Genomic DNA, 23,241 nt, shown 5'->3' with positions numbered 1-23,241 from the left:
AAGGGGAGCGACAGGGATGACCGCCACCGCCATCACGGCCACCGGCATCACAGCCACCGCCATCACGGCCACCGGGCTGCCGGTCGAACTGGTGAAGCTGCGCAAGGCCTACGGCGCCACCGTCGCGGTGGACGGCATCGACCTGCGCATCGCCGCCGGCTCCTACTGCTGCCTGCTGGGGCCGAGCGGCTGCGGCAAGACCTCCACCCTGCGGATGATCGCCGGGCACGAGGACATCAGTGACGGCGACCTGCTGATCGGCGATTCGGTGATGAACGGCGAGCCGCCGGCCAAGCGCGGTACCGCGATGATGTTCCAGAGCTACGCCCTGTTCCCGCACCTCGACTGCACCGACAACGTCGCCTTCAGCCTGAAGATGAAGGGGGTTCCCAAGGAGGAGCGCCGCCGCCGCGCCGGCGAGATGCTGGAGCTGGTCGACATGGGCAAGTATGCCGCCCGCCTGCCGGCGCAGCTTTCCGGCGGGCAGCAGCAGCGCGTGGCGCTGGCCCGCGCGCTGATCACCCGGCCGGGCGTGCTGCTGCTCGACGAGCCGCTGTCGGCGCTCGACCCCTTCCTGCGGGTGCGCATGCGCGAGGAGCTGAAGCGCCTGCACCGCGAACTGGGCATCACCTTCGTCCACGTCACCCACAGCCAGACCGAGGCGATGGCGCTCGCCGACCTCGCGGTGGTGATGAACCAGGGCCGCATCGAGCAGGCCGGGCCGCCGCGCGAGCTGTTCAACCGGCCGCGCACCGCCTTCGTCGCCCGCTTCATCGGCGGCCACAACGTCATCGCCGGCGCGGGCGGGCAGGACGCCGTGCGCGCCGACCGCATCCGGCTGGGCGACGGGAGCGCTGATGTCAGCGTCGAGGGCACGGTCCGGATGCTGGAGTATCACGGCTCCTCGGTCCATCTCAGCCTCGACGTGCCGGGCGCGGACGATTTCGCCGTGATTCTCGACGAGGCGCGATTCTTCGATTCCCCGCTGTCCATCGGCGACCGCGTGCTCGCCGGCTGGAGCCGGCGCGACACCCACCCGCTGGTGGCGTGATCGTCCCCTCTTCCCTTTCGCGACGACCAAGACAACCAATCAGAACTGGAGGCTCAGCATGTCCGACACGCGTTCCGGCTCCCCCGCCCCGAAGGGCGTCAGCCGCCGCTCGCTGCTCAAGGGGACGGCCGCCGTCGCGGGTGCCGCCGTCGGGTCCGGGGCGATCACCGGCTTCCCGACCATCTGGGCGCAGAACATCAAGAACGTGACGCTGCGCCAGTTCGGCACCGGCGTGTCGAACCTCAACGCCGTCGCCGACAAGGTGAAGGAGGATCTCGGCTTCACCCTGCAAATGACCGCGCTCGATTCCGACGCGGTCGCCCAGCGCGCGGTGACGCAGCCGAAATCCTACGACATCGCCGACATCGAATACTGGATCGGCAAGAAGATCTTCCCGGCCGGCGTCATGCAGCCGATGGACGTCACCCGCATCAAGAATTTCGACAAGATCGTCCCGATCTTCATCAACGGCAAGCTGACGCCCTCCAGCGCCATCGCCCAGGGCACCGCGCCGCACACCGTCGGCTTTGTCGAGGGCAAGGATTCGGTCAAGTTCGCCAAGGGCCAGACCCAGTGGATGACCCTGATCCCGACCATCTACAACGCCGACACGCTGGGCATCCGCCCCGATCTGGTCGGCCGCCCGATCTCCAGCTGGAAGGATCTGCTCGACCCGGCCTTCAAGGGCAAGGCGTCGCTGCTGAACATCCCCTCCATCGGCATCATGGACGCCGCCATGGTCTGCGAGGCGATGGGCGAGGTGAAGTACGGCGACAAGGGCAACATGACCAAGGAGGAGATCGACAAGACCCTCAAGATCATGACCGAGGCCAAGAAGGCCGGCCAGTTCCGCGCCTTCTGGAAGACCTTCGACGAGAGCGTCAACCTGATGTCGTCGGGCGAGGTCATCATCCAGTCGATGTGGTCGCCGGCCGTCGCCGCCGTGCGCGCCAAGGGCATCCAGTGCGTCTACCAGCCGCTGACGGAGGGTTACCGCGCCTGGGGCGGCGGTCTCGGCATCGCCAAGCATCTGAGCGGGCTGGAGCTGGACGCGGCCTACGAATACATCAACTGGTATCTGTCGGGCTGGGTCGGCGCCTATCTGAACCGCCAGGGCTACTACTCGGCCGTGCTCGACACCGCCAAGCAGCACATGAGCGCCGACGAGTGGGCCTTCTGGATGGAGGGCAAGCCGGCCAAGACCGACATCCTCAGCCCCGAGGGCAAGGTGATGGAGAAGGCCGGCGCCGTGCGCGACGGCGGCTCCTTCGAGGAGCGCATGGGCCGCGTCGCCTGCTGGAACGCGGTGATGGACGAGGACCGCTACATGGTCCGCAAGTGGAACGAGTTCGTCGCGGCGTAAGGGGCCGACGCTTTTTCAGACCCTCTCCCGTCCCGGGAGAGGGTTTCGAACCGATCATCCGGGAGCAACCCGCCCATGACCATGACCGCCGCCCCACCCGAGCCGTCGCGCGTGTCCGCCTCCGCGCGGAGCGGCGGCCGGGTCCGCGCGCCGCTGCTGCGCCGGGCCGCTCCCTACCTCCAGGCGGCGCCGCTGGCGCTGACGCTGCTGGTGTTCCTGCTGGTGCCGATCCTGACCATCGTCGCCGTCAGCTTCTGGGACTACGACAGCATCCGCATCTACCCGGATTTCGTGCTGACCAACTATATCGAGCTGCTGACCTCGCCGGTCACCTGGAAGACCTACCTCAACACCCTGAAATTCGCGGCGCTGACCTGGGCGATCACCCTGTCGATCGGCTTCACGGTCGCCTATTTCCTGGCCTTCCATGTCCGTTCGACGACGTGGCAGATGGTGCTGTTCCTGGTCTGCACCATCCCGTTCTGGACCTCCAACATCATCCGCATGATCTCCTGGATTCCGTTCCTCGGCCGCAACGGGCTGCTGAACTCCGGGCTGATCTCGGCGGGCATCATCGACCAGCCGCTGGAGTTCCTGCTCTTCTCCGACTTCTCGGTGGTGCTGGCCTTCGTGCATCTCTACGCGCTGTTCATGGTGGTGCCGATCTTCAACTCGATGATGCGCATCGACCGCGCGCTGGTCGAGGCGGCGCGCGACGGCGGGGCCAGCGGCTTCCAGGTGCTGCGCGAGGTCATCCTGCCGCTGTCCAAGCCCGGCATCGCCATCGGCTCGATCTTCGTCGTCACGCTGGTGATGGGCGACTTCATCACCGTGCGCCTGATGAGCGGCGGGCAGAGCGCGTCGATCGGGCTGATGATCGCCAACGAGATTTCGCTTCTGCAATACCCGGCGGCGGCGGCCAACGCGGTCGTGCTGCTCGCCGTCGTCCTCATCATGGTGGTGGCGATGCTGCGCGTCGTCGACATCCGCAAGGAGCTGTAGCCCCATGAGTGGAAACCACACACGCGACTCCCGGCGCGGCCTGTCCTTCTACCTGCTCGCCGCTTTCTTCGGCCTGTTCGTGCTGTTCCTCTACGGGCCGATCGCCACCATCCTGGTCCTGTCCTTCCAGGGGCCCGACGGCGGGCTGACCTTCCCGATGAACGGCGTCTCCACCCACTGGTTCCGCAACCTGTTCGAACAGCAGGCGGTCGGCGATTTCGGCGGCTCCTTCCGCCGCTCCATCGCCTTGGGGCTGGCGGTGATGGTGCTGACGGTGGTCTTCTCGCTGCTGGCCGGCTTCGCCTTCCGCCGCCGCTTCGCCGGCAGCGGGGCGCTGTTCTATCTGGCGGTCGCCAGCCTGATCGTGCCGTCGATCCTGGTCAGCCTGGGCATCGGCCTGCTGTTCAACATCCTCGGGCTGGAGCCGACCTGGTACGGCTCGGCGCTGGGGGCGCATCTGACCTGGACGCTGCCCTTCGGGCTGCTGATCGTCTTCGCCATCTTCAACCGCTTCAACCCGGCCTATGAGGAGGCGGCGCGCGACCTCGGCGCCGGGCCGTGGCAGACGGTGCGCCATGTGGTGCTGCCGATCCTGCTGCCCAGCCTGATCGGCGTCGGGCTGTTCGGCTTCACCCTGTCCTACGACGAGTTCGCCCGCACGCTGATGACCGCCGGCTCCTTCAACACGCTGCCGCTGGAGATCTACGGCATGACCACCAACGTCACGACGCCGGTGCTCTACGCGCTGGGGTCCCTGACGACCCTGTTCTCCTTCACCGTGATCGGGCTGTTCCTGCTCGGTCTGGTCGGCTTGCGGCGCCGCCGGCTGCGGCGCGCCGCGACAGCCGGCTGAGGAGGGACCGACAATGCGCATCCTGGTCGTCAACCCCAACACCACCGCCTCGATGACCGCCCGCATCGGGGCCGCCGCGAGGGCCGCCGCCTTTCCCGGCACCGACATTCTCGCCGTCAACCCGGCCATGGGACCGGCCAGCATCGAGGGCTATTACGACGAGGCGCTGGCCGTGCCCGGCCTGCTGGAGGAGATCCTCCGCCACCAGGGCGGGCCAAACGGCATTGATGGGGCCGGCATTGATGGGGCCGGCATCGACGGCACGGTGATCGCCTGCTTCGACGACGTCGGGCTCGACGCCGCCCGCAGCGTCGCCATCGGCCCGGTCGTCGGCATCTGCGAGGCGGCGATGCAGACCGCCGGCCTGCTCGGCGGGCGCTTCGCCGTGGTCACCACCCTGCACCGCTCGGTGCCGGCGCTGGAGCGGCTGGCCGAGCGCTACGGCGTCGCCGGCCGCTGCCGCATCCGCGCGGCCGGGGTGCCGGTGCTGGCGCTGGAGGATCCGGGCTCGGGCGCGGTGGAGCGGGTGCGCGCCGAGATCCGCCGCGCGGTGGACGAGGACGGGGCGGAGAGCATCGTGCTCGGCTGCGCCGGCATGGCTGACCTCGCCCGCGCGCTCGGGCAGGAGACCGGCGTCCCGGTGGTGGACGGCGTGTCGGCCGCCGTGAAGCTGGTCGAGGGGCTGGTGTCGCTGGGATTGCGCACCAGCAAGGCCGGCGGCTACGCTGCCCCGCTGCCGAAGGCGTACGCGGGCGAGCTGGCGCGCTTCGCCCCGCCTGCGGTGGAGTGACGGGAGGGGCGGCGGGTGGAGCAGGAACAGGACGGGTATCGCATCCGGGTGATGAGCCGGGCCGAGCTGGATCGGGCGGTGGACTGGGCGCGGGACGAGGGCTGGAACCCCGGCCTGCATGACGCCGGGGCCTTCCACGCGGTCGATCCGGGCGGCTTCCTGGTCGGCCTGCTCGACGGCGAACCGATCGCGTCCATTTCCGTCGTCCGCTATCCGGGGCATGAGGGGCCGGGCAACTTCGGCTTCCTCGGCTTCTACATCGTGCGGCCGGAGGCGCGCGGGCGCGGCTATGGCTGGCGGCTGTGGCAGGCCGGGCTGCGCCGTCTGGAGGGCCGCACCGTCGGCCTCGACGGCGTCGTCGCCCAGCAGGAGAATTACCGCAGGTCCGGCTTCGCGCTGGCCCACCGCAACATCCGCTTCGGCGGATCGGCGCCGCGTGGCACCATCGGTGGAACGTCGCTGGTGGACGCCCGCCACATTCCCTTCGACGAATTGCTGGCGCTCGACGGCGCCCTGTTCCCGGCGCCGCGCGCCGGCTTCCTCGCCAACTGGATCGCCCTGCCGGGCGCCGTCGCGCTGGCGGCGGTGGACGGCGACGCGTTGCGCGGCTTCGGCGTGATCCGCCCTTGCCACGAGGGCTTCAAGGTCGGCCCACTCTACGCCGCCGATGCCGCCGTCGCGCGCGATCTGCTGCTGGGGCTGGCGGCCGCGGTCGGGGAGGAGGAGGGGGAGACGCCGCTGTTCCTCGACGTGCCGGAGTGCAACGGACCGGCGGTGGAACTGGCCAGGGAGTTGGGCCTGACGCCGCAGTTCGAGACCGCCCGCATGTATCTCGGCCTGGCGCCGGTCCTCGACACCGCGCGGCTGTTCGGCATCACGACCTTCGAGCTGGGCTGATAAGCAGCCCGTGGGGGGGGAGGCGTCTTGAGACACGGATGGGTGTATCGCCGTCGATCCGTGTCATCCGTGAGCCGGCGCAGCCGGCATCCGTGTTCATCCGTGTCGAAATCCTTTTGCGGGGACGCCCCGTTGATCTGGTTTCCCGGCCCTGTGCCCTACGATTCTGTTTTGAGAATGATTATCAATTCCGCTAGGCTTGGCCTTCATCCCGGCGGGACGGTGCGGTTTCCGCCGGGATGCGGCCGGATGGGGAGCGGGAAGGCGGGGTATGGGGGACAGGGAAAAGCCCGGTCTGGTCGCGGGTTTCCAGGAGCATTACGGCGATCTGCTGCGCTTCCTGATCTGGCGCACCGGCGACCCCGACCACGCGGCCGACGTGGCGCAGGACACCTATTTCCGGCTCGCGGCGCATCCGGAACCGGAAAAGCCGATCGGAAACGTCCGCGCCTACATCCTGCGGGTCGCCCGCAACCTGTCGATCGACCGGCTGCGCCGCGAGAAATGGGAGGTCTCGGCCGAGACGGTCGCCGAGGAGGTCGCGGTTGTCGCCGACGACTCCGTCCCCCAGGACGAGGCGCTGCTGGCCAAGGAACGGCTGCGCCTGCTCGACGAGGCGTTGCAGGCGCTGCCGGCCAAGCCGCGCGAGGCCCTGCTGCTGCACCGGGTCGCCGGGCTGTCGCAGGCCGAGATCGCCGCCCGCCTCGGGGTGTCGGAAAGCATGGTCACGAAATACGTGGCCCAGGCCATGCTCCATTGCCGGACATGGCGCCGGCGCCTCGATGCGGAGCAGGGGGCGGAGCGGCGGGCGGGGCTGGATAAGGAAAAATTGTGATGCGCCCCTGTCGCTGCGACTTCTGGGAAACGTCTTGTGGTAGAGACGTCCGTTCCTCCCGCCGCAGGCTGCCCGCCGATGTCTGACCCGAACCACTCCGTCCTCGACGAGGAAGCGCTGGACTGGCTGGTGCGCGTGAGCTTCGGCACGGCGCGTCCGGCCGAGTTCGCCGCCTGGCGCGCCCGCAGCCCGGCACACGAAACCGCCGCCCGCGCGGCGGAAACGCTGTGGCGCGAGATCGGCCAGACGGAAACGGCGGCGGCCTTCGCCTGCCGCGAGGCGGTGCGCGGCCCGGTGGCGCGCCTGCCGCAGCGGACCGGCCGGCGTCCCGTCATGGGGCGCCGCGCCGCGCTGGGCGGCGCCATCGCCGCGTCGGCCGCCGCGCTTGTGGCCGGGTCGGGGGCGTTCGGCCCGCTGGCCGGTCTGACGGCCGACCACGCCACCCGGCCGGGGGAGCGCCGCGCGGTCGCCCTGCCCGACGGATCCACGGTGCTGCTCAACACCGCCACCGCCCTGTCGGTGGATTTCGGCGACGGCGAGCGCCGCATCGCCCTGAAGGCCGGCGAGGCCTTCTTCGAGGTCGCCAAGGATCCCGACCGCCCCTTCCTGGTGGTGGCGCGCGGCGGGGAGACGCGGGCCGTCGGAACCGCCTTCACCGTCCGCGCCGACGGCGACGCGGTGCAGGTCACGGTCAGCGAGGGAATCGTCGAGGTGACGGCTGCGTCCGGCGAGCCGATGCGCCTGCTCGCCGGGCAGGGGGTGAGCTATGGCGGGGACGGCCGCGACCCGGCGACCCGGCCCCACGCGGTGAACGAGGCGGTGGCGACGGCGTGGCGGCGCGGCAAGCTGATCTTCAACCAGCGCCCGCTGGTCGAGGTGGCGGCGGAGATGAGCCGCTACCGCTCCGGCCGCGTCATGGTCGCCAACCCGGATCTGGAGCGGCTGCCGGTGACCGGCGTCTTCGAACTGGACGACCAGGACGGCACGCTGCGCGCCATCGAGCAGGCCCTGCCGGTCAAGGTGCTGCACCTGCCGCTGCTGACCCTGCTGCGGTAGGGGCTTCGTCGACGGGGCCGCCGCGGGCCTTTTCCGCTCGCTCGAAAATATCTCGGATTTTTTGCGGCGGCCGCTGTCGCTCGGCCATTCGTCATCCGTCCTTTGGTGGGGCGCGAATGATTTGCATTTGCTGATTGGGGGCGCCCCGCTTCGGAACGAGCGTCACCAAGGGGATTTCATATGGCCGTTCAGGCGGTTCGCATCGTCGGGCGAGGGTTTCGCCGCTTTCTGCTTCTGTCCACCGCCTGCGCCGCCGTGGCCGTCCTGCCGGCGGCTCACGCCGCGGCCGGCACCGTCGCCGTCGCCCAGGCCGGTCCGGAGACGGCGGTGCGCTTTGCCGTTCCGCCGCAGTCGCTCGACAGCGCGCTGACCGCCTTCGCCGACCAGGCCGGCTTCCGCCTGCTCTTCTCGGCCCCGGCGGTGCAGGGCCTGCGCAGCCCCGGCCTGAACGTCACCGCCACCCCGGTCGACGCCCTCAACCAGCTGCTGTCGGGCAGCGGCTTCACCTGGCGCTTCACCGGCCCGAAGACCGTCACGCTGGAGAAGGTCGCCGCCACCGGCGCCGTCGTTCTCGATCCGGTGACGGTGCAGGGCGCCGGGCGCGAGAACGCCTACGGTCCGGTTCCGGGCTACGTCGCCAAGCGCGCGTCGGGCGCCACCAAGTCCGACACGCCGCTGGTCGAGACGCCGCAGAGCATCAGCGTCGTCGGCGCCGAGGAGCTGAAGGCGCGCGGCGCCCAGACGCTGGAGGACGCCATCAAATACACGCCGGGCGTCGTGCTGTCCTACGGCTCGGTCGGCGATTCGCGCAGCTCCTGGTACAAGGTGCGCGGTTTCCCGGTGACCACCACCTATTACCGCGACGGCCTGAAGGTCGGCGGCCAGAGCTGGCAGCGGATCGATCCCTCCCTGATCGAGCGCGTCGAGATCCTGCGCGGCCCGGCCTCGGTCATGTACGGCCAGAGCGTTCCCGGCGGCCTCATCAACATGGTGACCAAGCGTCCCCAGGACGTTCAGTCGGCCGAGGTCGCGGTGGAGTACGGATCCAACGACTGGAAGCGGGTGGAGGGCGACATCACCGGCCCGCTGAACCAGGACAGGGAACTGCTCTACCGGATCACCGCCGCCGTCCAGGACAGCAACGGCCTGAACGGCATCGACCACGACCGGGCCGACCGCAAGATGATCGCCCCCGCGCTGACCTGGAACCCGCAGCCGGGAACCAGCGTCACGCTCGCCGCCCTCTACCAGATGGACGACAGCCGGGGATGGACGCCGCGCCGGCGCTGGAGCACGGCGGCCGGCGGAACGACCAACCCCAAGACCTATCTCGGCGAGCCGGATTACGACCGCTACCAGCAGGAACAGACCCAGGTGACGCTGCTGGCCGAGCACGCGGTCAACGACAGCCTGACGTTCATCGTCGGCGGCCGCTACGCCAAATACGACCTGGATTACCGGCAGGTCTGGCCCGGCAGCTTCCAGGCGAACGGCCTGACGCTGAACCGCGCCCAGTATGTCTACGGCCAGGACGCCGAGATCTGGTCATTCGACGCCCGCGCCGAAGGGAAATTCTCCGTCCTGTCCACCGAGCACACGCTGGTCGGCGGCGTCGATTATTCGTACCAGGACATGAAGGACGGTTTCGGGTCGCGGGCGGTGGAGACCGCCATCAACCCGTTCAACCCGATCTACGGGCGCTACGGGTCCGAGCCGGCGATGGCGATCGACACCCTGAAATCCCGCATGCTGGGCCTCTACCTCCAGGACCAGATCGCGGTCACCGACAACCTGATCGTCATGCTGGGCGGCCGCCGGGACCTCCCCGGCCTGTCGAGCGGCCTCGCCTACCAGAACGCCTACACCGGCCGCTTCGGCGTCGCCTACAAGACCGACATCGGCGTCGTCCCCTACGCCAGCTACGCCGAATCCTTCGAGCCGCAGTCGGGCACCGGCTGGGGCGGCACCCGCTTCGTTCCGACCACCGGCCGCCAGTACGAGGTCGGCGTCAAGTACGAGCCGCCGGGCAGCAACCTGCTGGCGACCGTCGCCCTGTTCGATCTGCGCAAGCAGAACGCCCTGACGCCGGATCCCGACGTCACCCACCTGTGCAACGGCGCCCGGTGCAACGTGCAGACCGGCGAGGTCAAGTCGCAGGGCGTCGAGCTGGGCCTGACCATGGAGCTGGCCCAGGGGCTGAAGGGCGTGGCCGCCTACACCTACAACCCCATCAAGGTGAGCAAGAGCAACACCCCGAGCGAGATCGGCCGCCAGCAGTCCGACCAGCCGGTCCACACCGCCTCGCTGTGGCTGGATTACGGCGTCCAGGATGGCCCGCTCGCCGGCTTCGGGCTGGGCGGCGGCCTGCGCTTCGTCGGCAAGACGACCAACAACAGCAGCAACGTCACCACCGCCGCCTATGTGATGGACGAGATGATGGTGCGCTACGGCACCGAGGCGTGGCGCCTGTCGGTCAACGTGCGGAACCTGTTCGACCGCGAGGTCGAGTATTCCTGCACCCGCAACGCGATCCAGGAGATGTGCTACCTCAACGAACCGCTGACGGTCACCGCCCGCGTGTCCCGCAAGTTCTGAAAGCCGCCCGGTCCTTTCCAGCCCATCGTGCCCGAGGCCCGTCTCCCCAGGTCGGGGGGGCGGGCTTCCGGCCGTGTTTCCGGGCCGTGACGGTCCGGTCGCGATGTTTCAGGATTCGTTTCGGAGTTCGGGGGCGCCGGCTGTCCCAGGACAAGCTCCACGGCGCCAAGGCGCTGTATTGGCGGCGTCTCCGGCCGCAATTCCGTTGCGGAGGCGCGGAGCCGGGAGCATTCTGGACCAATCCGGTCCTCATCAGGAAGAAAGCCGTCCGCGATGCACACCAAGACGATCGACGCCTGGACCCACGACCACGGCTTCGGCCAGGATCGGGTCCGTCCGGCCGAGTTCCGCACGCTCCTGGTGGTGGTGCTGACCGCCGTGACCATGGTGGCGGAGGTGGGGGCGGGCATCGCCTTCGGATCGATCGCGCTGCTGACCGACGGGCTGCACATGGCCTCGCACGCGGCGGCGCTGGGCATCGCGCTGCTCGCCTACATCTTCGCCCGCCGCCACGCCCGCAACCGGGCCTTCAGCTTCGGCACCGGCAAGGTGAACGCGCTGGCCGGCTTCGCCAGCGCGCTGCTGCTGGTCTTCGTCACGCTGCTGATGCTGTGGGAAAGCCTGCACCGGCTGGTCGATCCGGTGGCGATCGCCTTCGACCAGGCGCTGGTCGTCACGCTGATCGGGCTGGCCGTCAACGTGGCGAGCGCCGCCATCCTGATGCACCGCCCGTCCGGCGCCGCCGCCGGCCACTCCCACCGTCACCACGATCACGATCACCACGATCACCATGAGCACGCCCATCGCGACCATGGCGATGCCCACGCGCATCATCGTCACGACCACGACCACGACCACGGCCACCATCACCACGGCCATGGCGGCCACGATCACCAGGACCACAACCTGCGGGGCGCCATCCTGCATGTGCTGGCCGACATCGCGACGTCGGTGCTGGCGGTGCTGGCGCTGCTGGGCGGCAAGCATCTCGGCGCCTCCTGGCTCGATCCCGCCATCGGCATCGTCGGCGCCGTGATGATCGCCCGCTGGTCCTGGGGGCTGCTGCGCGACACCGGCAAGGTGCTGCTCGACCAGGAGGCGCCCGACGCGGTGCGCGAGGCGGTGCGCGGCGCCATCGAGGCCGACGGCGACACCCGCGTCGCCGACCTGCATGTCTGGTCGATCGGTCCGGGGCTGTTCACGACGGTGCTGTCGGTGGTCAGCCACGAGCCGCGCAGCCCGGACCATTACAAGGCGCTGCTGCCCGCCGGGCTGGGGCTGGTGCATCCGGTCGTCGAGGTGCGCCGCTGCCCCGGCGAGGCCGCCTGCTGACGCTCACTCGCCGGTGAAGCTGGGCGGGCGCTTGGACAGCATGGCGTCGACCGCCTCGCGGTGGTCGGCGGTGGCGTGGGCCAGCGCCTGCATGGCCGCCGACATCTCCAGCAGCGTGTCGATGCGGACGTGCCGGCCCTCGCGCAGCAGCCGCTTGGTCATGCGCACGGCGTGCGGCGGGTTGACGGCGATCCGCCGGGCGAGCGTGCGGGCCGCCGTCAGCAGCTCCCCGGCCGGCACCACCTTGGAGACCAGCCCGCAGGCCAGCGCCTCGGCGGCGTCGATGGGATCGCCGGTGAAGGCCATCTCGCACGCCTTCGAGAAGCCGACGACGCGCGGCAGCAGCCACGCCCCGCCGTCGCCCGGCACGATTCCGACCTTGACGAAGCTCTCGGCGAAGCGGGCCGTCTCCGAGGCGATGCGCAGGTCGCACATGCAGGCGAGGTCGCAGCCGGCGCCGATCGCCGGGCCGTTGACCGCCGCGACCACCGGCACCTCCAGCCGCTCGAAGGCCAGCGGGATGCGCTGGATGCCGCGCTGGTAGTTATGGCGGGTGCGCGCCGGCAGGGGATCGTTGAGGCCGCCGCCCTCGCGCATGGTGTGCAGGTTCCCGCCGGAGGAGAAGGCGCTGCCGGTGCCGGTCAGGATGGCGACGCGCACCGCCGGATCCCCGTTCAGCCGGTCGAGCGCGTCCACCACCGCCTCGACCATGTCGGGGTCGGAGATGGGGTTGCGCAGTTCCGGGCGGTTCAGCGTCAGGGTGACGATGCCGTCTTCCAGCTCGTACAGGACGGGGTCGCTCATCGGTCGTGTCCTCTGGTTCTTGTCGGTCAGCGCAGGCCGAGGCCGCGCGCGATGATGCCGCGCAGGATCTCCCGCGTGCCGCCGCGTAGCGAGAAGGCCGGCGCGTTCATCACCGTGTGGGCCAGCACGGCGGAGAACTCGCGGGTGGAGTCGAGGTCCGGCTCGGCCTCGACCAGCTGGCGGGCGATCTCCGGGATCTCCTGCTCGAACAGGGCGCCCAGATCCTTGACCAGCGAGGCCTGCAAGGTCGGGTTCTCGCCCTTGTCGAGCATGCCGGCGACCGAGCGCGACAGGCGGCGCAGCACGATCAGGTGGCCGACCAGCCGGCCGACCGCGATGGCGGCGTGGCCCGAGGGTTCCGGCCCCAGCGCCCGCACCAGTTCGGTCAGCAGCGCCATCGAGGACAGGAAGCGCTCCGGCCCGCTGCGCTCGAAGGCCAGTTCGCTCATCACCTGATTCCAGCCGTCGCCGCGCCGGCCGATCAGCGCGTCGGCCGGCAGCACGACGTCCTCGAACACCACCTCGTTGAAATGGTGCGCGCCGGACAGGTCGAGGACCGGGCGGATGGTGATGCCGGGGGTGGAGAGATCGACCAGAAGCTGGCTGGTGCCGCCCTGGCGGTCCTCGGTTCCGCCGTCGGTGCGGCAGAACAGGATCATGTACTGGGCCTCGTGGGCGTAGGTCGTCCACAGCTTGGTGCCGTTGACCAGCCAGCCGCCTTCCATAGGCACCGCGCGGGTGCGCACGGCGGCGAGGTCCGATCCCGAATCCGGCTCGCTCATGCCGATGCAGAAGGTGCAGTCGCCCGACGCGATGCGCGGCAGGATGGCTTGGCGCTGTTCCTCGGTGCCGTTCCTCAGCAGCAGCGGGCCGCTCTGGCGGTCGGCGATCCAGTGGGCGGCGACGGGCGCCCCGGCGGCCAGCATCTCCTCCAGCACGACGTAGCGCTCCAGCGCGCCGCGCTCGTGCCCGCCATAGCGCTTGGGCCAGGTCATGGCGATCCAGCCGCGCGCGCCCATCTTGCGGCTGAACGCGCGGTCGAAGCCGTTCCAGGAGTCGGCGCGCCGGCGCGGCGGGCGGTCGGCCAGCTCGGTCCTCAGGAAATCGCGGACCTCCGCGCGCAGCGCCTCGGTGGCGTCGCTGGCGGGCGGGGGCGGGAAGGCGATGCGGGGCATGTCTGTCTCTTTCGGACGGAGCGCGGGCGGGTCAGGCGGCGGTGACGAGCGGCCAGAGACCGTCGGCCCCGGCCGCCGCGACCGCATGGCCGATCCCGCGCGCCCAGGACGCGTCGTTGCCGTACTCGTCGCGCCAGGACCACAGCCGGCGGGTCAGATGGTGCAGCGCATGCTCGTGGGTGAAGCCGATGGCGCCGTGCATCTGGTGGGCGATGGAACAGGCGATCCCGGCGGCCTCGCCGCAGCGCATCTTGGCGGCGGCGATGGGCAGTGGGCCAACAGGCGGAGGGCAGGCGCCGCCGGCCGCCAGTTCGGCGAAGGCTTCGGCCGCGCCGTCGGCGGCGGCCCCGGCGGCGGCGGCCTGACCGGCGAGCACCGCCAGATTCTGCTGCACCGCCTGGAACTTGCCGAGCGGCCGGCCGAACTGCACGCGCTCCCCGGCGTATTGCACCGTCAGGTCGAGCACGCGCTCGACGGCGCCGGCCATGGCGAGGCCGCGCAGGGTGGCGCCCATGGCGTGCAGGCTGTCGGCGTCGAGCCCCGTCGGCGCCGGGGCGACGCGGCGGCCGGGCAGGGCGAGGTCGAGGCGCAGGTCGTCGCGCGGCTCGCCGGCGATGTTGCGGCCCGCCTCGGCGACGCGCCATTCCCCGGAGTCGAGCCGGACGATGTGGGACCGGCCATCCTGCTCGGCCAGCAGGACGACGGCCGCCGCGTCGCGGCCCCAGGGAACCCGGCGGGCGGTCCCGGACAGGCGCCAGCCGTCGCCGTCGCGGGTCAGCGACGGCGCGTCGCTTCCGGCCGCCTTGGGCGGCGCCACGGTCAGCGGCCCGGCCGGCACCTCCAGCCCGGCGCCGGCCAGCAGCCAGGCGGCCAGCATGCTGTCGGCCAGCGGCAGCGGGGCGGCGAAGGAGCCGGCGATGCGGACCAGCCCCAGCGCCTCGACCATGCCGAGGCCGAAGCCGCCGGCCTCCTCCGGCACCAGGGCCAGCGGCAGGCCCATCTCCTCGACGGCGGCCCACAGCCCGGCCGGCCAATGGCCCTCGTCGGCCAGCCGCAGCACCTCGGGCGTGACGCGGTCGGCGAACAGGCGCCGGGCGGTGTCGGCCAGGATGCCGTCGGTCATGCTGTCGGTCATTGGCCGGATTCCCGCTGGTGGCCCTTGGGCTGGTGGCTCTTGATGAGGTCGCGGGCGATGACGAGCTTCTGCACCTCCGAGGCGCCCTCGTAGATGCGCATCGGCCGCACTTCGCGGTACAGCTTCTCCACCACGCTGCCGCGCGCGACGCCGGCGCCGCCGAAGAGCTGGACGGCGGAATCGACCACGCTGGCGGCGGCCTCGCTGCCGGTCAGCTTGGCCATCGAGACGTCGCGGGTGCAGCGTCCGCCGGTCGTGTCCTTGGCCCAGGCGGCGCGGTAGACGCAGAGCGCCGCCTGTTCCAGCGTGGTCGCCATCTCGGCCAGCTTGGTCTGCACGCCGTTCATCTCGGCCATCGCCTTGCCGAACAGGCGGCGGCCGGTGACGCGGTCCAGGCTCTCGTCGAGCGCCCGGCGCCCGGCGCCGATGCCGGCGGCGCCGACCGAGGCGCGGAAGACGTCGAAGGTCGCCATCGCCACCTTGAAGCCCTGGCCGGGCGCGCCGACCAGCCGGTCGGGGCCGACGCGCACGGCGTCGAGCCGCAGCGGGGCGGCGGGGTGGGGGGCCATGAAGTCGATGGGCGGGCCGGCGCTCAGGCCGGCCGCGTCGGCATCGACCAGGAAGGCGGTCAGGCCGCGCGCCCCCGGCGCCTCGCCGGTGCGGGCGATGACGACGTAATGGTCGGCGAAGCCGGCGTTTGAGATGAAGGTCTTCTCGCCGGTGATGCGCCAGCCTTCGCCGTCGCGCTCGGCCGAGGTCGTGATGTTGGCGACGTCGGAGCCGGTCTCCGGCTCGGTCAGCGCCAGCGCCGCGATGGCCTCGCCGCGCCGGGCGGGGGGGAGATAGCGTTGGCACAGCGCGGCCGAGCCGGTCTGCCACAGGGCGGCGGTGCCGATGCCCTGCATGACGAAGACCGAATCCGCCAGATCGCCGAAGCGGTAGGCCAGCACCTCGCGCGCCAGGCACACGCCGCGCAGGTCGATGCGGGCGTCCCCCGTCTCGGCGCCGGGCGGCACGACGACGCCGAGCAGCCCCTGGGCCCCCATGGCGCGGGCCAGGACGCGGCTGACGGCGCCGAGGTCGCGGCTGTCCTCGTCGATCTCCGGAAGCTCCAGGTCGAGCAGCGTCCGGGCGAAGGCGCGGTGACGGTCCTCGAAGAAGGGGGTGTCCCAAAGCGGCCAGGGTTTCATGGGGGACTCCTGCGGGGGAGACGGGGGCTCAGCCCAGCCGTTCGAGGATGGTGGCGGTGCCGAGCCCGCCGGCGCAGCACATGGTCTGCAAGCCGAAGGTCGCGTCGCGCCGCTCCAGCTCGTGCAGCAGCGTGGTCATCAGCCGCGCCCCCGACGCGCCCAGCGGGTGGCCCAGCGCGATGGCGCCGCCGTTGACGTTCAGCCGCTCCGGATCGGCGCCCAGCTCGCGCTGCCAGACCATCGGCACCGGGGCGAAGGCCTCGTTCACCTCGAACAGGTCGATGTCGCCGAGCGCCAGCCCGGACCGCTCCAGCACCCGGCGGGTCGCCGGGATCGGCCCGGTCAGCATCAGCGTCGGGTCGGAGCCGAGAGTCGTCACCGCGCGGAAGCGGGCGCGCGGCGTCAGCCCATGCGCCTTGGCGACCTCCGCCGCCATCAGCAGCAGCGCGGAGGCGCCGTCGGCGATCTGCGACGAGTTGCCGGCGGTGATCCGCCCGTTCTCGCGGAAGCTGGTCTTCAGGGTGGACAGCTTCTCGCGGCTGGTGTCGCGGCGGATCGTCTCGTCCCTGGCCAGCGTCGCGCCGGTTTCCGGCAGGTCGCGCTCGCGCCAGTCGTCCACCGGCACCGGCACGATCTCGCGGTCGAAGAAACCGGCGTCGGCGGCGGCCGCCGCCTTGCGGTGGCTGGCGATGGCGTAGTCGTCGATGGCGTCGCGGGTCAGGCCCCAGGCATCGGTGATGCGCTCCGCCGCCTCGCCCTGGGAGATCTGCGGGTGGGCCTCCAGCAGCCGCCAGCCGAAGGGCTTGCCGTGGACGTCGCGGTTGCCGCCCATCGGCACGCGGCTCATGCTCTCCACCCCGCCGGCCACCACCACGTCGTACTCGCCCGACGCGATGGAGCCGAGCGCGGCGTGGACCGCCGCCTCCGCCGAGCCGCATTTGCGGTCCACCGTCATGCCGGGGATCGTCGCCGGCCAGCCGGCGCCGAGCAGCGCGGTGCGCGCCGGGTTGGTGGACTGCTCGCCGACCTGGGTGACGCAGCCGAACACCACGTCGTCGACCAGCTCCGGCGCGATGCCGGCGCGGCGGACGATCTCCCGCAGGACCAGTGCGCCCAGATGGTCGGCCCGCACCGGGGCCAGCGCGCCGCGGAAGCGGCCGATCGGGGTGCGGACGGCCTCGACGATGACGACATCGCGTGCGTTCAAGGGGGGCATGTTCAGTTGCTCCCCAGCAGGCCGGAACCGGGGACCTTCGTCCCGTTCTCGTACTTGTAGACGCCGTGGCCGACCTTGCGGCCGGTGCGGCCCGACTTGACCATCTTGGCGATCAGCGGGCAGGGCCGGAACTTCTCGCCCAGCGACTGGTGGAGGTATTGCAGCACGGCAAGCCGCGTGTCCCAGCCGGTCATGTCGCCCAGCTCCAGCGGCCCCATCGGGTGGCCGAGCCCGAGGCGCAGCGCGGTGTCGATGTCCTCGGCGCTGGCGACGCCGGATTCCAGCATGTACATCGCCTCGTTGCCGAGCATCGCCGACATGCGGCTGGTGGTGAAGCCGGGCGCCTCGTTGACGACGATGGAGGTCTTGCCCAGCGCGTCCGACCACGCCTTCAGCCGATCGACCACCGTGTCGTCGGTGGCGAGCCCACGGATGATCTCGACCAGCTTCATCTTGTGGACGGGGTTGAAGAAATGCATGCCGGCGACGCGCTCCGGCCGGGCGGAGGCGGCGGCGATCTCGGTGATGCTCAGCGCCGAGGTGTTGGTGGCGATGATCGCGCCCTCCGCCACCACCGGGTCGATGGCGCGGATGACGTCGATCTTGACGGCGAGCTGCTCCGACGCGGTCTCCACCACCAGATCGGCGCCCGAGGCGGCGGCGGCGAGGTCGCTGGCAGGGGTGATGAGCGACAGGGTGCGCGCCGCCGTCTCCTCCGTCAGCTTGCCGAGCCCGACCGCGTCGGCGACGATCCTGCGGATGTTGCCGAGCGCGTCGTCCAGCACGGCGGCCTTCACGTCGAACAGCGTGGTGGTGTAGCCGCGCACGGCGAAGGCGTGGGCGATGCCGCGGCCCATGATGCCGGCGCCGACGACCGTGACCTTCGAGTTTTCGGGAATGCTTGTGGTGGGGGTGGGGGCGTTCATCGGTCGGTTCACCTTGTCTCAGCGTCCCGTGAAGACGGGGCGGCGCTTTTCGCGGAAGGCGGCGGCGGCTTCCATCCGGTCCTCGGTGGTCAGCAGCAGCGTGAAGAGGTTCTTTTCCAGCGCGATGCCGTCCTTGAGGTCGAGGTCGGCGCCGGTCGTCACCGCCTCCTTGACGTAGGCGGCAGCGGTCGGCGATTTGGCGGCGATCGTCTCGGCCAGCGCCAGGGACTGTTCGGCCAGCGCCTCGCGGGACGGCGCCAGCCGGGAGACGACGCCGAGCCGCAGCGCCTCCTCCGCGCCGAACCGCTCGCCCGTCAGCATCAGGTCGAGCGCGCGTCCGGTCCCGATCAGGCGGGGCAGCCGCTGGGTCCCCCCGGCGCCGGGGATCAGGCCGAGGTTGATCTCCGGCAGGCCGAACAGCGCGTCGGCCGACGCGACGCGGATGTCGCAGGCCAGCGCGATCTCGAAGCCGCCGCCCAGGCAGAAGCCGTGGATGGCGGCGATGGTCGGCTTGCTCAGCGCCGCCACGGCCTCGACATAGGCGATGGCCGGATCGGTCCGGCGGGCGGCGACGGCGGAGGTGACGGGCCGGAACTCCTTGATGTCGGCGCCGACGCAGAAGCCGCGCTCGCCGGCCGCGCGGATCAGCACGGCTCGGATCTCCGGATCGGCCTCAAGCGCGCGGCAGGCGCGGGTCAGGCCGCCGCGCACCGCCATGTTGATGGCGTTCAGCGCGTCCGGCCGGTTGAGCGTGACGATGCCGACGCCGTTGCGCCGTTCGACGAGGACGGCGCCGTCGCCGTGGGAGCCGTCGCCATGGGACTCGCCGGCGTGGGACTCTGGGTCGCTGGGCATGGGGGATTTCCCGGAAAACCGTGAGGGTCGGCGGGGGGTGGCGCGCTGCCGCGGGCTGCGGGTTTCAAAGGCGCTGCGGGGCGCGGATTGTCCGTGCCGCCACCGTTACGCTAAGCCGGCGAACGGAGTGGCGCAAGTGATTTTTCTCCATGGAGAAAGTTTTTCTGACGATATAAATTAATTCCGGAAGAGACGAGGGGAGCATCACCTTGCGGGCTAAGGCACAGGGAACAGCGCCGGTGGCGGAGAGCGGCGGACCGGAGGCGTCCAAGCCGTCGCGCCCGCGCGGCCGGCCGCCGAAAGCTCCGCCCGTGACGGCGGAGGGAATGGAGGAGGACCCGGCCGACGCGGAGGCCGCCGGCAAGCCGGTCGGCGCCGTGCTGAACTGCGTGAAAATCCTGAAGCTGCTCAGCCGCGCCGCCGCGCCGGTCAGCCTGACCCACATCGTGCAGGAGCTGGGGATGAACACCAGCACCGGCTTCAACATCCTGCGCACGCTGGTCCAGGAGGATTACGTGCGCTTCGACCCGCAGGCCAAGGTCTATTCCATCGGGCTCGGCGTGATGGAGCTGGCGCGCGGGGCGGCGACGGTGGCCGGCGACATCAACCTCGTGCGCCCGCTGATGGAACGCGTCGCCCGCGACCATGGCGTGACGGTGACGCTGTGGCGGCGGATCGCGGCCGACCGCATGATGCTGGTGCTGGAGGCGCAGGGCACCGGCAACATGCGCATCCGGATGGACGTCGGGCAGCGGCTGCCGCTGACGATCGGCGCCGCCGGGCGCGCCATGGTGCCGCACGCCGGCCTGCCGGAAGCCGAGCTGCGCCGCCAGTTCGCCGCGCTGCGCTGGGACCGGCCGCTGTCCTTCGAGGACTTCATGGTCGAGGTGGCGGAAACGGAACGGCGCGGCTGGGCGCTGGACAACGGCAACTACGCGCTGGGCACCGCGTCCATCGCCGTGCCGATCGTCAACGCCCAGGGCGGGCCGCTGATGGCCTGCACCGCCACCATGTTCCTCAGCCGGTTCGACGAGGCGCGCGCCGCCGGCATCGCCGAGGCGCTCGGCGAGGTCGCCCGCGCGCTGGCCCCGGCGCTGCCGCATCTCTGATCAGCAGGCGAGCGCCAAAACCGGCTCGGCCCGTCCATCGCCCCCGGCGCGGGTGACGGAACGCACCGCCGCGTAGGCGTCGTGCACCGCGTCGCCGATGCGGCCGACCTCGCGGCTGTCGCCGATCACATGGGTCGGCACCCCGGCGGCGCGCAGCGCGTCCGCCAGCCCGTTCTCCGGCACCCGGCCCAGCGCCAGCAGCACCTGCCCCGCCGCATGGCTGTGGTCGGCCCCCTCCTGGTCGCGCAGGACGACCCGTCCGTCGCCGACGGCGGCGACCTGCATGCCGGTTTCGATGCGGATGCGCGGGTTGCTCTCCAGCCGGGCGACAAGCTGCCGGCGGTAGACATACTGCGCCCGGCGGGCCAGCCGCCGTTCCGGCGAGCGGCTGACCAGGATCACGTCGCGGCCCGACTCCGCGACGTGTTCGGCGCACTCGCAGCCGGTCTCGCCGCTGCCGGCGATCACCACGGGACCGTTCCCCAGCGTCGTCTCCCCGGTCAGCAGGTCGTGGGCGAAGCCGACCGGGACGGAGGCGCTTCCGGCGAGGGGAAACGCCCGGTTGGCCGCCCCGGTGGCGACGACCGCGAGCGCCGGGCGCAGGGCCAGCACGTCGTCGGCCGTGGCGGCGGCGCCGAGCCGCAGCTCGACCCCGGAGTCCGCCAGACGGCGCACCAGATAGTCGCGGTACCAGAAGAATTTGTCCTTGCCGGGCGGCGTCGCCGAGGCGACCAGCCCGAGGCCCAGCGTGGCCGCCTTCTCGAACAGGGTGACGCGGAAGCCGGCGTCCTGAAGCAGCAGCGCCGCCACCATGCCGCCGGGACCGCCGCCCACCACGGCGGCGGCGCGGCCGGCGCCGCTGCGCAGGATCGGCGGTTCGGTCTCGCGGCCGGCGCGGGGGTTCTCGGCGCAGCCCAACCGCTTGTGGGCGAGAAGCTGGTCGACGCACCAGTTGCAGGAGGTGCAGGGGCGGATGTCCGCCACGGCGCCGCGCCGCGCCTTGTCCGGCCATTGCGGGTCGGCCAGCAGGGCGCGGCCGAGCGCCACGAAGTCGGCGGAGCCGTCGGCGATGGCCCGCTCGGCGATCTCGGGCTGGCGGATGACGCCGACGGTCAGCACCGGCACCCCGGCCACCGCCCGAATCCGGCTGGCCAGCGGAATGCGCCAGCCCTGCGGGGCGGAAACCGGATCGACGTTGCGGTCCATGCGCTCGGCCGTGCCGGTCGAGACGTGCAGGGCGTCGGCTCCGGCGGCGACGAGGCGCGGGGCGATCCGCTCCGCCTCGTCCAGGGTGGTGCCGCCCTCGATGAACTCCTCGGCGGACAGGCGGACGATCACCGGCGCCTCGCCGGCCCCGTGGCGGACCGCCGAGACGACCGCCAGAGGGAAACGCATCCGGTTCTCCAGCGAGCCGCCATAAGCATCGGTGCGCCGGTTGGCGGCGCCCGACAGGAAGCCGCCGATCAGGTAGCCGTGGGCGCCGTGGATCTCCACCGCGTCGTAGCCGGCGGCGATGGCGCGCGCCGCCGCGTCGCCGAACTTCCGCACCAGCTCCTCGATTTCCGGCACGGTGATCGCGCGCGGTTCCTCGCGGTAGACGCGGCAGGCGATGGCCGAGGCGGCGACCGGGGCCCGCCCGCCGGTGAAGCGGCGCAGCGTCTGCCGCCCGGCGTGGAAGAGCTGGAGGCAGGAGCGCGCGCCGTGCGCGGCGATGGCGGCGGTCAGCCGGCGGTGGCTGGCGATCAGGGAGTCGTCGTCGATCCCGAGCTGCGGCGCGCCGCCGAGCCCGGTCGGGCGGTCGACACAGGCGTACTCGACGATCACCATCCCCACCCCGCCGGCGGCGCGGGCGGCGTAGTAGGCGAGCATCGCGTCGGATACGGAGCCGTCCTCGGCCGCCATGTTGGATTCCATCGGCGCCATGACCAGCCGGTTCGGCAGTTCGAGGTTGCGCAGACGGCCGGGGGAGAAGAGGTGGGGAAATGCGGGATCCATCGTCGCGTCCAATGCTGTGGGCCGGGGCCATGGGCCGGAAGGGGGCCCGGAGGGGCGGGCCGGGGTGGCGCGGGGCGGCAAACGGGCCGTCAACGTCAAATACAATCATATATGACTTTTTTTGCCGTCAACGGTCTTTTGCGAACTGTGCTAGGATCCACGACGGTCGCGGACCGGCGGCGCGCGGCGCCTGTCCGCGCGAGCGGCTTTTGGTCCAGGCAGGAGGGGGACGGTCGGGCATGGTGCGGGCGATCCAGGACGAGACGGACGAGACGGTCGGGGCCGGCGACGAGGAGGGGCGCAAGGCCCAGCGCAAGCCCCGGCAGGAGCGGAGCAACGCGACGCGCCGCAAGCTGGTGCGCGCCACCATCGACCTGCTGCGCGAGCGCGGCTACGCCAGCGTCACCACGCCGGACATCGCCGACCGCGCCGGGGTGTCGCGCGGCGCGCTCCAGTATCATTTCGCCGGCAAGGAGGAGATCTACTTCGCCGCCATCCAGGAGATCACCGCCTGGATGGACAAGGAGATGAACCTGGCGGTCTTTGTCGGGCTGCCCATCGCCGAGCGGGTGGAGCGGGTGGTCAACCAGCATTGGGAGGTCTTCGGCAGCGACGATTACGTGGCGGCGCTGGAAATCCGCCTCTACGAGCGCTTCAACGACTGGCTGCACCAGAGCATCCGCACCACGCTGGGCAAGGTGACGGAAACCCGCGACCTGGAATGGGTGCGGCTGTTCGCCGATTCCTCGGCCGACACGGCGACCGTGGTGCGGCTGCGCCGCATGGTGCTGGACACGCTGCGCGGCTTCGCCCTGCGCAAAATCCAGGAGGGGCCGGAGGTGGATTTCCGGCCGGAGCTGACGCTCCTGAAGGGCTTCCTCGTCGGCGTGCTCCAGCCGGCTCCGCGCACCGCCGAACCGGATCCCACATAAAAATCACGGATGAATAATTTCTGTTGCGGGGCCGGCCGGTCTTTCCTATAGTTCGTATCGCTGACGAATGATCGGGATGCGTGACGCGCCGGCCCGCCGTCCGGTGCCTCCCCAGCGCTTCGCGTGCGTT

Annotated in this window: 20 protein-coding genes; 12 read left to right on the top strand and 8 right to left on the bottom strand. The window is 71.2% G+C overall.

The genetic code is table 11. The features are described from left to right. The first annotated feature begins 16 nt into the window (after nucleotides 1–16). From JN22_RS06440 to JN22_RS06395, 10 genes are all read left to right on the top strand, one after another. Nucleotides 17–1,051, top strand: coding sequence for an ABC transporter ATP-binding protein (locus JN22_RS06440; protein WP_179166060.1), 1,035 nt, complete (start codon nucleotides 17–19; stop codon nucleotides 1,049–1,051). A 58-nt stretch (nucleotides 1,052–1,109) separates the two neighbouring features. After that, complete coding sequence (locus JN22_RS06435) at nucleotides 1,110–2,414, top strand: ABC transporter substrate-binding protein (RefSeq protein WP_085553113.1); 1,305 nt, start codon at nucleotides 1,110–1,112, stop codon at nucleotides 2,412–2,414. A 75-nt stretch (nucleotides 2,415–2,489) separates the two neighbouring features. Further along, complete coding sequence (locus JN22_RS06430) at nucleotides 2,490–3,416, top strand: ABC transporter permease (protein ID WP_179166059.1); 927 nt, start codon at nucleotides 2,490–2,492, stop codon at nucleotides 3,414–3,416. Nucleotides 3,417–3,420: 4 nt separating this feature from the next. Beyond that, the gene (locus JN22_RS06425; RefSeq protein ID WP_085553112.1) at nucleotides 3,421–4,269 is read left to right on the top strand and encodes an ABC transporter permease; all 849 of its coding nucleotides are present in this window, start codon (nucleotides 3,421–3,423) and stop codon (nucleotides 4,267–4,269) included. 13 nt (nucleotides 4,270–4,282) lie between these two features. Further along, nucleotides 4,283–5,059 (top strand): aspartate/glutamate racemase family protein, encoded by a 777-nt coding sequence (locus JN22_RS06420; RefSeq protein ID WP_085553111.1) that lies wholly within the window; start codon nucleotides 4,283–4,285, stop codon nucleotides 5,057–5,059. A gap of 15 nt (nucleotides 5,060–5,074) precedes the next feature. Then, nucleotides 5,075–5,956 (top strand): GNAT family N-acetyltransferase, encoded by an 882-nt coding sequence (locus JN22_RS06415; RefSeq protein ID WP_223677597.1) that lies wholly within the window; start codon nucleotides 5,075–5,077, stop codon nucleotides 5,954–5,956. Between the two features lie 271 nt (nucleotides 5,957–6,227). Then, complete coding sequence (locus tag JN22_RS06410; RefSeq protein WP_085553110.1) at nucleotides 6,228–6,791, top strand: RNA polymerase sigma factor; 564 nt, start codon at nucleotides 6,228–6,230, stop codon at nucleotides 6,789–6,791. Between the two features lie 78 nt (nucleotides 6,792–6,869). Beyond that, complete coding sequence (locus JN22_RS06405) at nucleotides 6,870–7,847, top strand: FecR family protein (protein WP_085553109.1); 978 nt, start codon at nucleotides 6,870–6,872, stop codon at nucleotides 7,845–7,847. 180 nt (nucleotides 7,848–8,027) lie between these two features. Then, entirely contained in the window at nucleotides 8,028–10,442 is a 2,415-nt protein-coding gene (locus JN22_RS06400) for a TonB-dependent siderophore receptor (protein ID WP_085553108.1), read from the top strand. Nucleotides 10,443–10,715: 273 nt separating this feature from the next. Then, a complete protein-coding gene (locus JN22_RS06395) occupies nucleotides 10,716–11,774 on the top strand; it encodes a cation diffusion facilitator family transporter (RefSeq protein WP_085553107.1) in 1,059 nt (352 codons plus the stop codon). A gap of 3 nt (nucleotides 11,775–11,777) precedes the next feature. Here JN22_RS06395 and JN22_RS06390 read toward each other — a convergent pair whose 3' ends face one another. Genes JN22_RS06390 through JN22_RS06360 form a run of 7 tightly spaced genes read right to left on the bottom strand, consistent with a single transcriptional unit; the run spans nucleotide 11,778 to nucleotide 19,075 of the window. Next, the gene (locus tag JN22_RS06390) at nucleotides 11,778–12,578 is read right to left on the bottom strand and encodes a crotonase/enoyl-CoA hydratase family protein (protein WP_085553106.1); all 801 of its coding nucleotides are present in this window, start codon (nucleotides 12,576–12,578) and stop codon (nucleotides 11,778–11,780) included. A 26-nt stretch (nucleotides 12,579–12,604) separates the two neighbouring features. Then, nucleotides 12,605–13,753, bottom strand: coding sequence for an acyl-CoA dehydrogenase family protein (locus JN22_RS06385; protein WP_085553105.1), 1,149 nt, complete (start codon nucleotides 13,751–13,753; stop codon nucleotides 12,605–12,607). Nucleotides 13,754–13,784: 31 nt separating this feature from the next. Continuing rightward, nucleotides 13,785–14,888: an acyl-CoA dehydrogenase family protein gene (locus JN22_RS06380; RefSeq protein WP_085553104.1), complete on the bottom strand. Its 1,104-nt coding sequence runs from the start codon at nucleotides 14,886–14,888 to the stop codon at nucleotides 13,785–13,787. After that, nucleotides 14,885–16,078 carry an acyl-CoA dehydrogenase family protein gene (locus JN22_RS06375; protein WP_085553103.1) on the bottom strand — a complete coding sequence of 398 codons (1,194 nt, stop codon included), beginning with the start codon at nucleotides 16,076–16,078 and terminating at the stop codon, nucleotides 14,885–14,887. Before JN22_RS06375 ends, JN22_RS06380 begins: the two co-directional genes overlap by 4 nt. A 28-nt stretch (nucleotides 16,079–16,106) precedes the next feature. Then, nucleotides 16,107–17,294, bottom strand: coding sequence for a thiolase family protein (locus JN22_RS06370; protein WP_085553102.1), 1,188 nt, complete (start codon nucleotides 17,292–17,294; stop codon nucleotides 16,107–16,109). A 2-nt stretch (nucleotides 17,295–17,296) separates the two neighbouring features. After that, entirely contained in the window at nucleotides 17,297–18,220 is a 924-nt protein-coding gene (locus tag JN22_RS06365) for a 3-hydroxyacyl-CoA dehydrogenase (protein ID WP_085553101.1), read from the bottom strand. Nucleotides 18,221–18,238: 18 nt separating this feature from the next. Then, entirely contained in the window at nucleotides 18,239–19,075 is an 837-nt protein-coding gene (locus tag JN22_RS06360) for an enoyl-CoA hydratase/isomerase family protein (RefSeq protein ID WP_085553100.1), read from the bottom strand. 209 nt (nucleotides 19,076–19,284) lie between these two features. On the opposite strand from JN22_RS06360, the gene JN22_RS06355 reads away from it, so the two are divergent. Then, a complete protein-coding gene (locus tag JN22_RS06355; protein ID WP_143268161.1) occupies nucleotides 19,285–20,184 on the top strand; it encodes an IclR family transcriptional regulator in 900 nt (299 codons plus the stop codon). Here JN22_RS06355 and JN22_RS06350 read toward each other — a convergent pair whose 3' ends face one another. After that, the gene (locus JN22_RS06350) at nucleotides 20,185–22,179 is read right to left on the bottom strand and encodes an oxidoreductase (protein WP_085553098.1); all 1,995 of its coding nucleotides are present in this window, start codon (nucleotides 22,177–22,179) and stop codon (nucleotides 20,185–20,187) included. Nucleotides 22,180–22,418: 239 nt separating this feature from the next. On the opposite strand from JN22_RS06350, the gene JN22_RS06345 reads away from it, so the two are divergent. Further along, nucleotides 22,419–23,111 carry a TetR/AcrR family transcriptional regulator gene (locus JN22_RS06345; protein WP_179166058.1) on the top strand — a complete coding sequence of 231 codons (693 nt, stop codon included), beginning with the start codon at nucleotides 22,419–22,421 and terminating at the stop codon, nucleotides 23,109–23,111. Nucleotides 23,112–23,241: the final 130 nt, after the last annotated feature.

It is taken from the genome of Azospirillum agricola (assembly GCF_020005195.1).
Taxonomy (GTDB): domain Bacteria; phylum Pseudomonadota; class Alphaproteobacteria; order Azospirillales; family Azospirillaceae; genus Azospirillum; species Azospirillum agricola.
The sequence above is the reverse complement of the archived record's forward strand: the minus strand, read 5'-3'. Positions and strand labels throughout refer to the sequence as shown.

What these genes read in the sequence shown, in the direction of transcription:
- JN22_RS06440 (WP_179166060.1), top strand. Translation starts at nt 17, where the DNA reads ATGACCGCCACCGCCATCACGGCCACCGGCATCACAGCCACCGCCATC.
- JN22_RS06435 (WP_085553113.1), top strand. Translation starts at nt 1,110, where the DNA reads ATGTCCGACACGCGTTCCGGCTCCCCCGCCCCGAAGGGCGTCAGCCGC.
- JN22_RS06430 (WP_179166059.1), top strand. Translation starts at nt 2,490, where the DNA reads ATGACCATGACCGCCGCCCCACCCGAGCCGTCGCGCGTGTCCGCCTCC.
- JN22_RS06425 (WP_085553112.1), top strand. Translation starts at nt 3,421, where the DNA reads ATGAGTGGAAACCACACACGCGACTCCCGGCGCGGCCTGTCCTTCTAC.
- JN22_RS06420 (WP_085553111.1), top strand. Translation starts at nt 4,283, where the DNA reads ATGCGCATCCTGGTCGTCAACCCCAACACCACCGCCTCGATGACCGCC.
- JN22_RS06410 (WP_085553110.1), top strand. Translation starts at nt 6,228, where the DNA reads ATGGGGGACAGGGAAAAGCCCGGTCTGGTCGCGGGTTTCCAGGAGCAT.
- JN22_RS06405 (WP_085553109.1), top strand. Translation starts at nt 6,870, where the DNA reads ATGTCTGACCCGAACCACTCCGTCCTCGACGAGGAAGCGCTGGACTGG.
- JN22_RS06400 (WP_085553108.1), top strand. Translation starts at nt 8,028, where the DNA reads ATGGCCGTTCAGGCGGTTCGCATCGTCGGGCGAGGGTTTCGCCGCTTT.
- JN22_RS06395 (WP_085553107.1), top strand. Translation starts at nt 10,716, where the DNA reads ATGCACACCAAGACGATCGACGCCTGGACCCACGACCACGGCTTCGGC.
- JN22_RS06390 (WP_085553106.1), bottom strand. Translation starts at nt 12,578, where the DNA reads ATGAGCGACCCCGTCCTGTACGAGCTGGAAGACGGCATCGTCACCCTG.
- JN22_RS06385 (WP_085553105.1), bottom strand. Translation starts at nt 13,753, where the DNA reads ATGCCCCGCATCGCCTTCCCGCCCCCGCCCGCCAGCGACGCCACCGAG.
- JN22_RS06380 (WP_085553104.1), bottom strand. Translation starts at nt 14,888, where the DNA reads ATGACCGACAGCATGACCGACGGCATCCTGGCCGACACCGCCCGGCGC.
- JN22_RS06375 (WP_085553103.1), bottom strand. Translation starts at nt 16,078, where the DNA reads ATGAAACCCTGGCCGCTTTGGGACACCCCCTTCTTCGAGGACCGTCAC.
- JN22_RS06370 (WP_085553102.1), bottom strand. Translation starts at nt 17,294, where the DNA reads ATGCCCCCCTTGAACGCACGCGATGTCGTCATCGTCGAGGCCGTCCGC.
- JN22_RS06365 (WP_085553101.1), bottom strand. Translation starts at nt 18,220, where the DNA reads ATGAACGCCCCCACCCCCACCACAAGCATTCCCGAAAACTCGAAGGTC.
- JN22_RS06360 (WP_085553100.1), bottom strand. Translation starts at nt 19,075, where the DNA reads ATGCCCAGCGACCCAGAGTCCCACGCCGGCGAGTCCCATGGCGACGGC.
- JN22_RS06350 (WP_085553098.1), bottom strand. Translation starts at nt 22,179, where the DNA reads ATGGATCCCGCATTTCCCCACCTCTTCTCCCCCGGCCGTCTGCGCAAC.
- JN22_RS06345 (WP_179166058.1), top strand. Translation starts at nt 22,419, where the DNA reads ATGGTGCGGGCGATCCAGGACGAGACGGACGAGACGGTCGGGGCCGGC.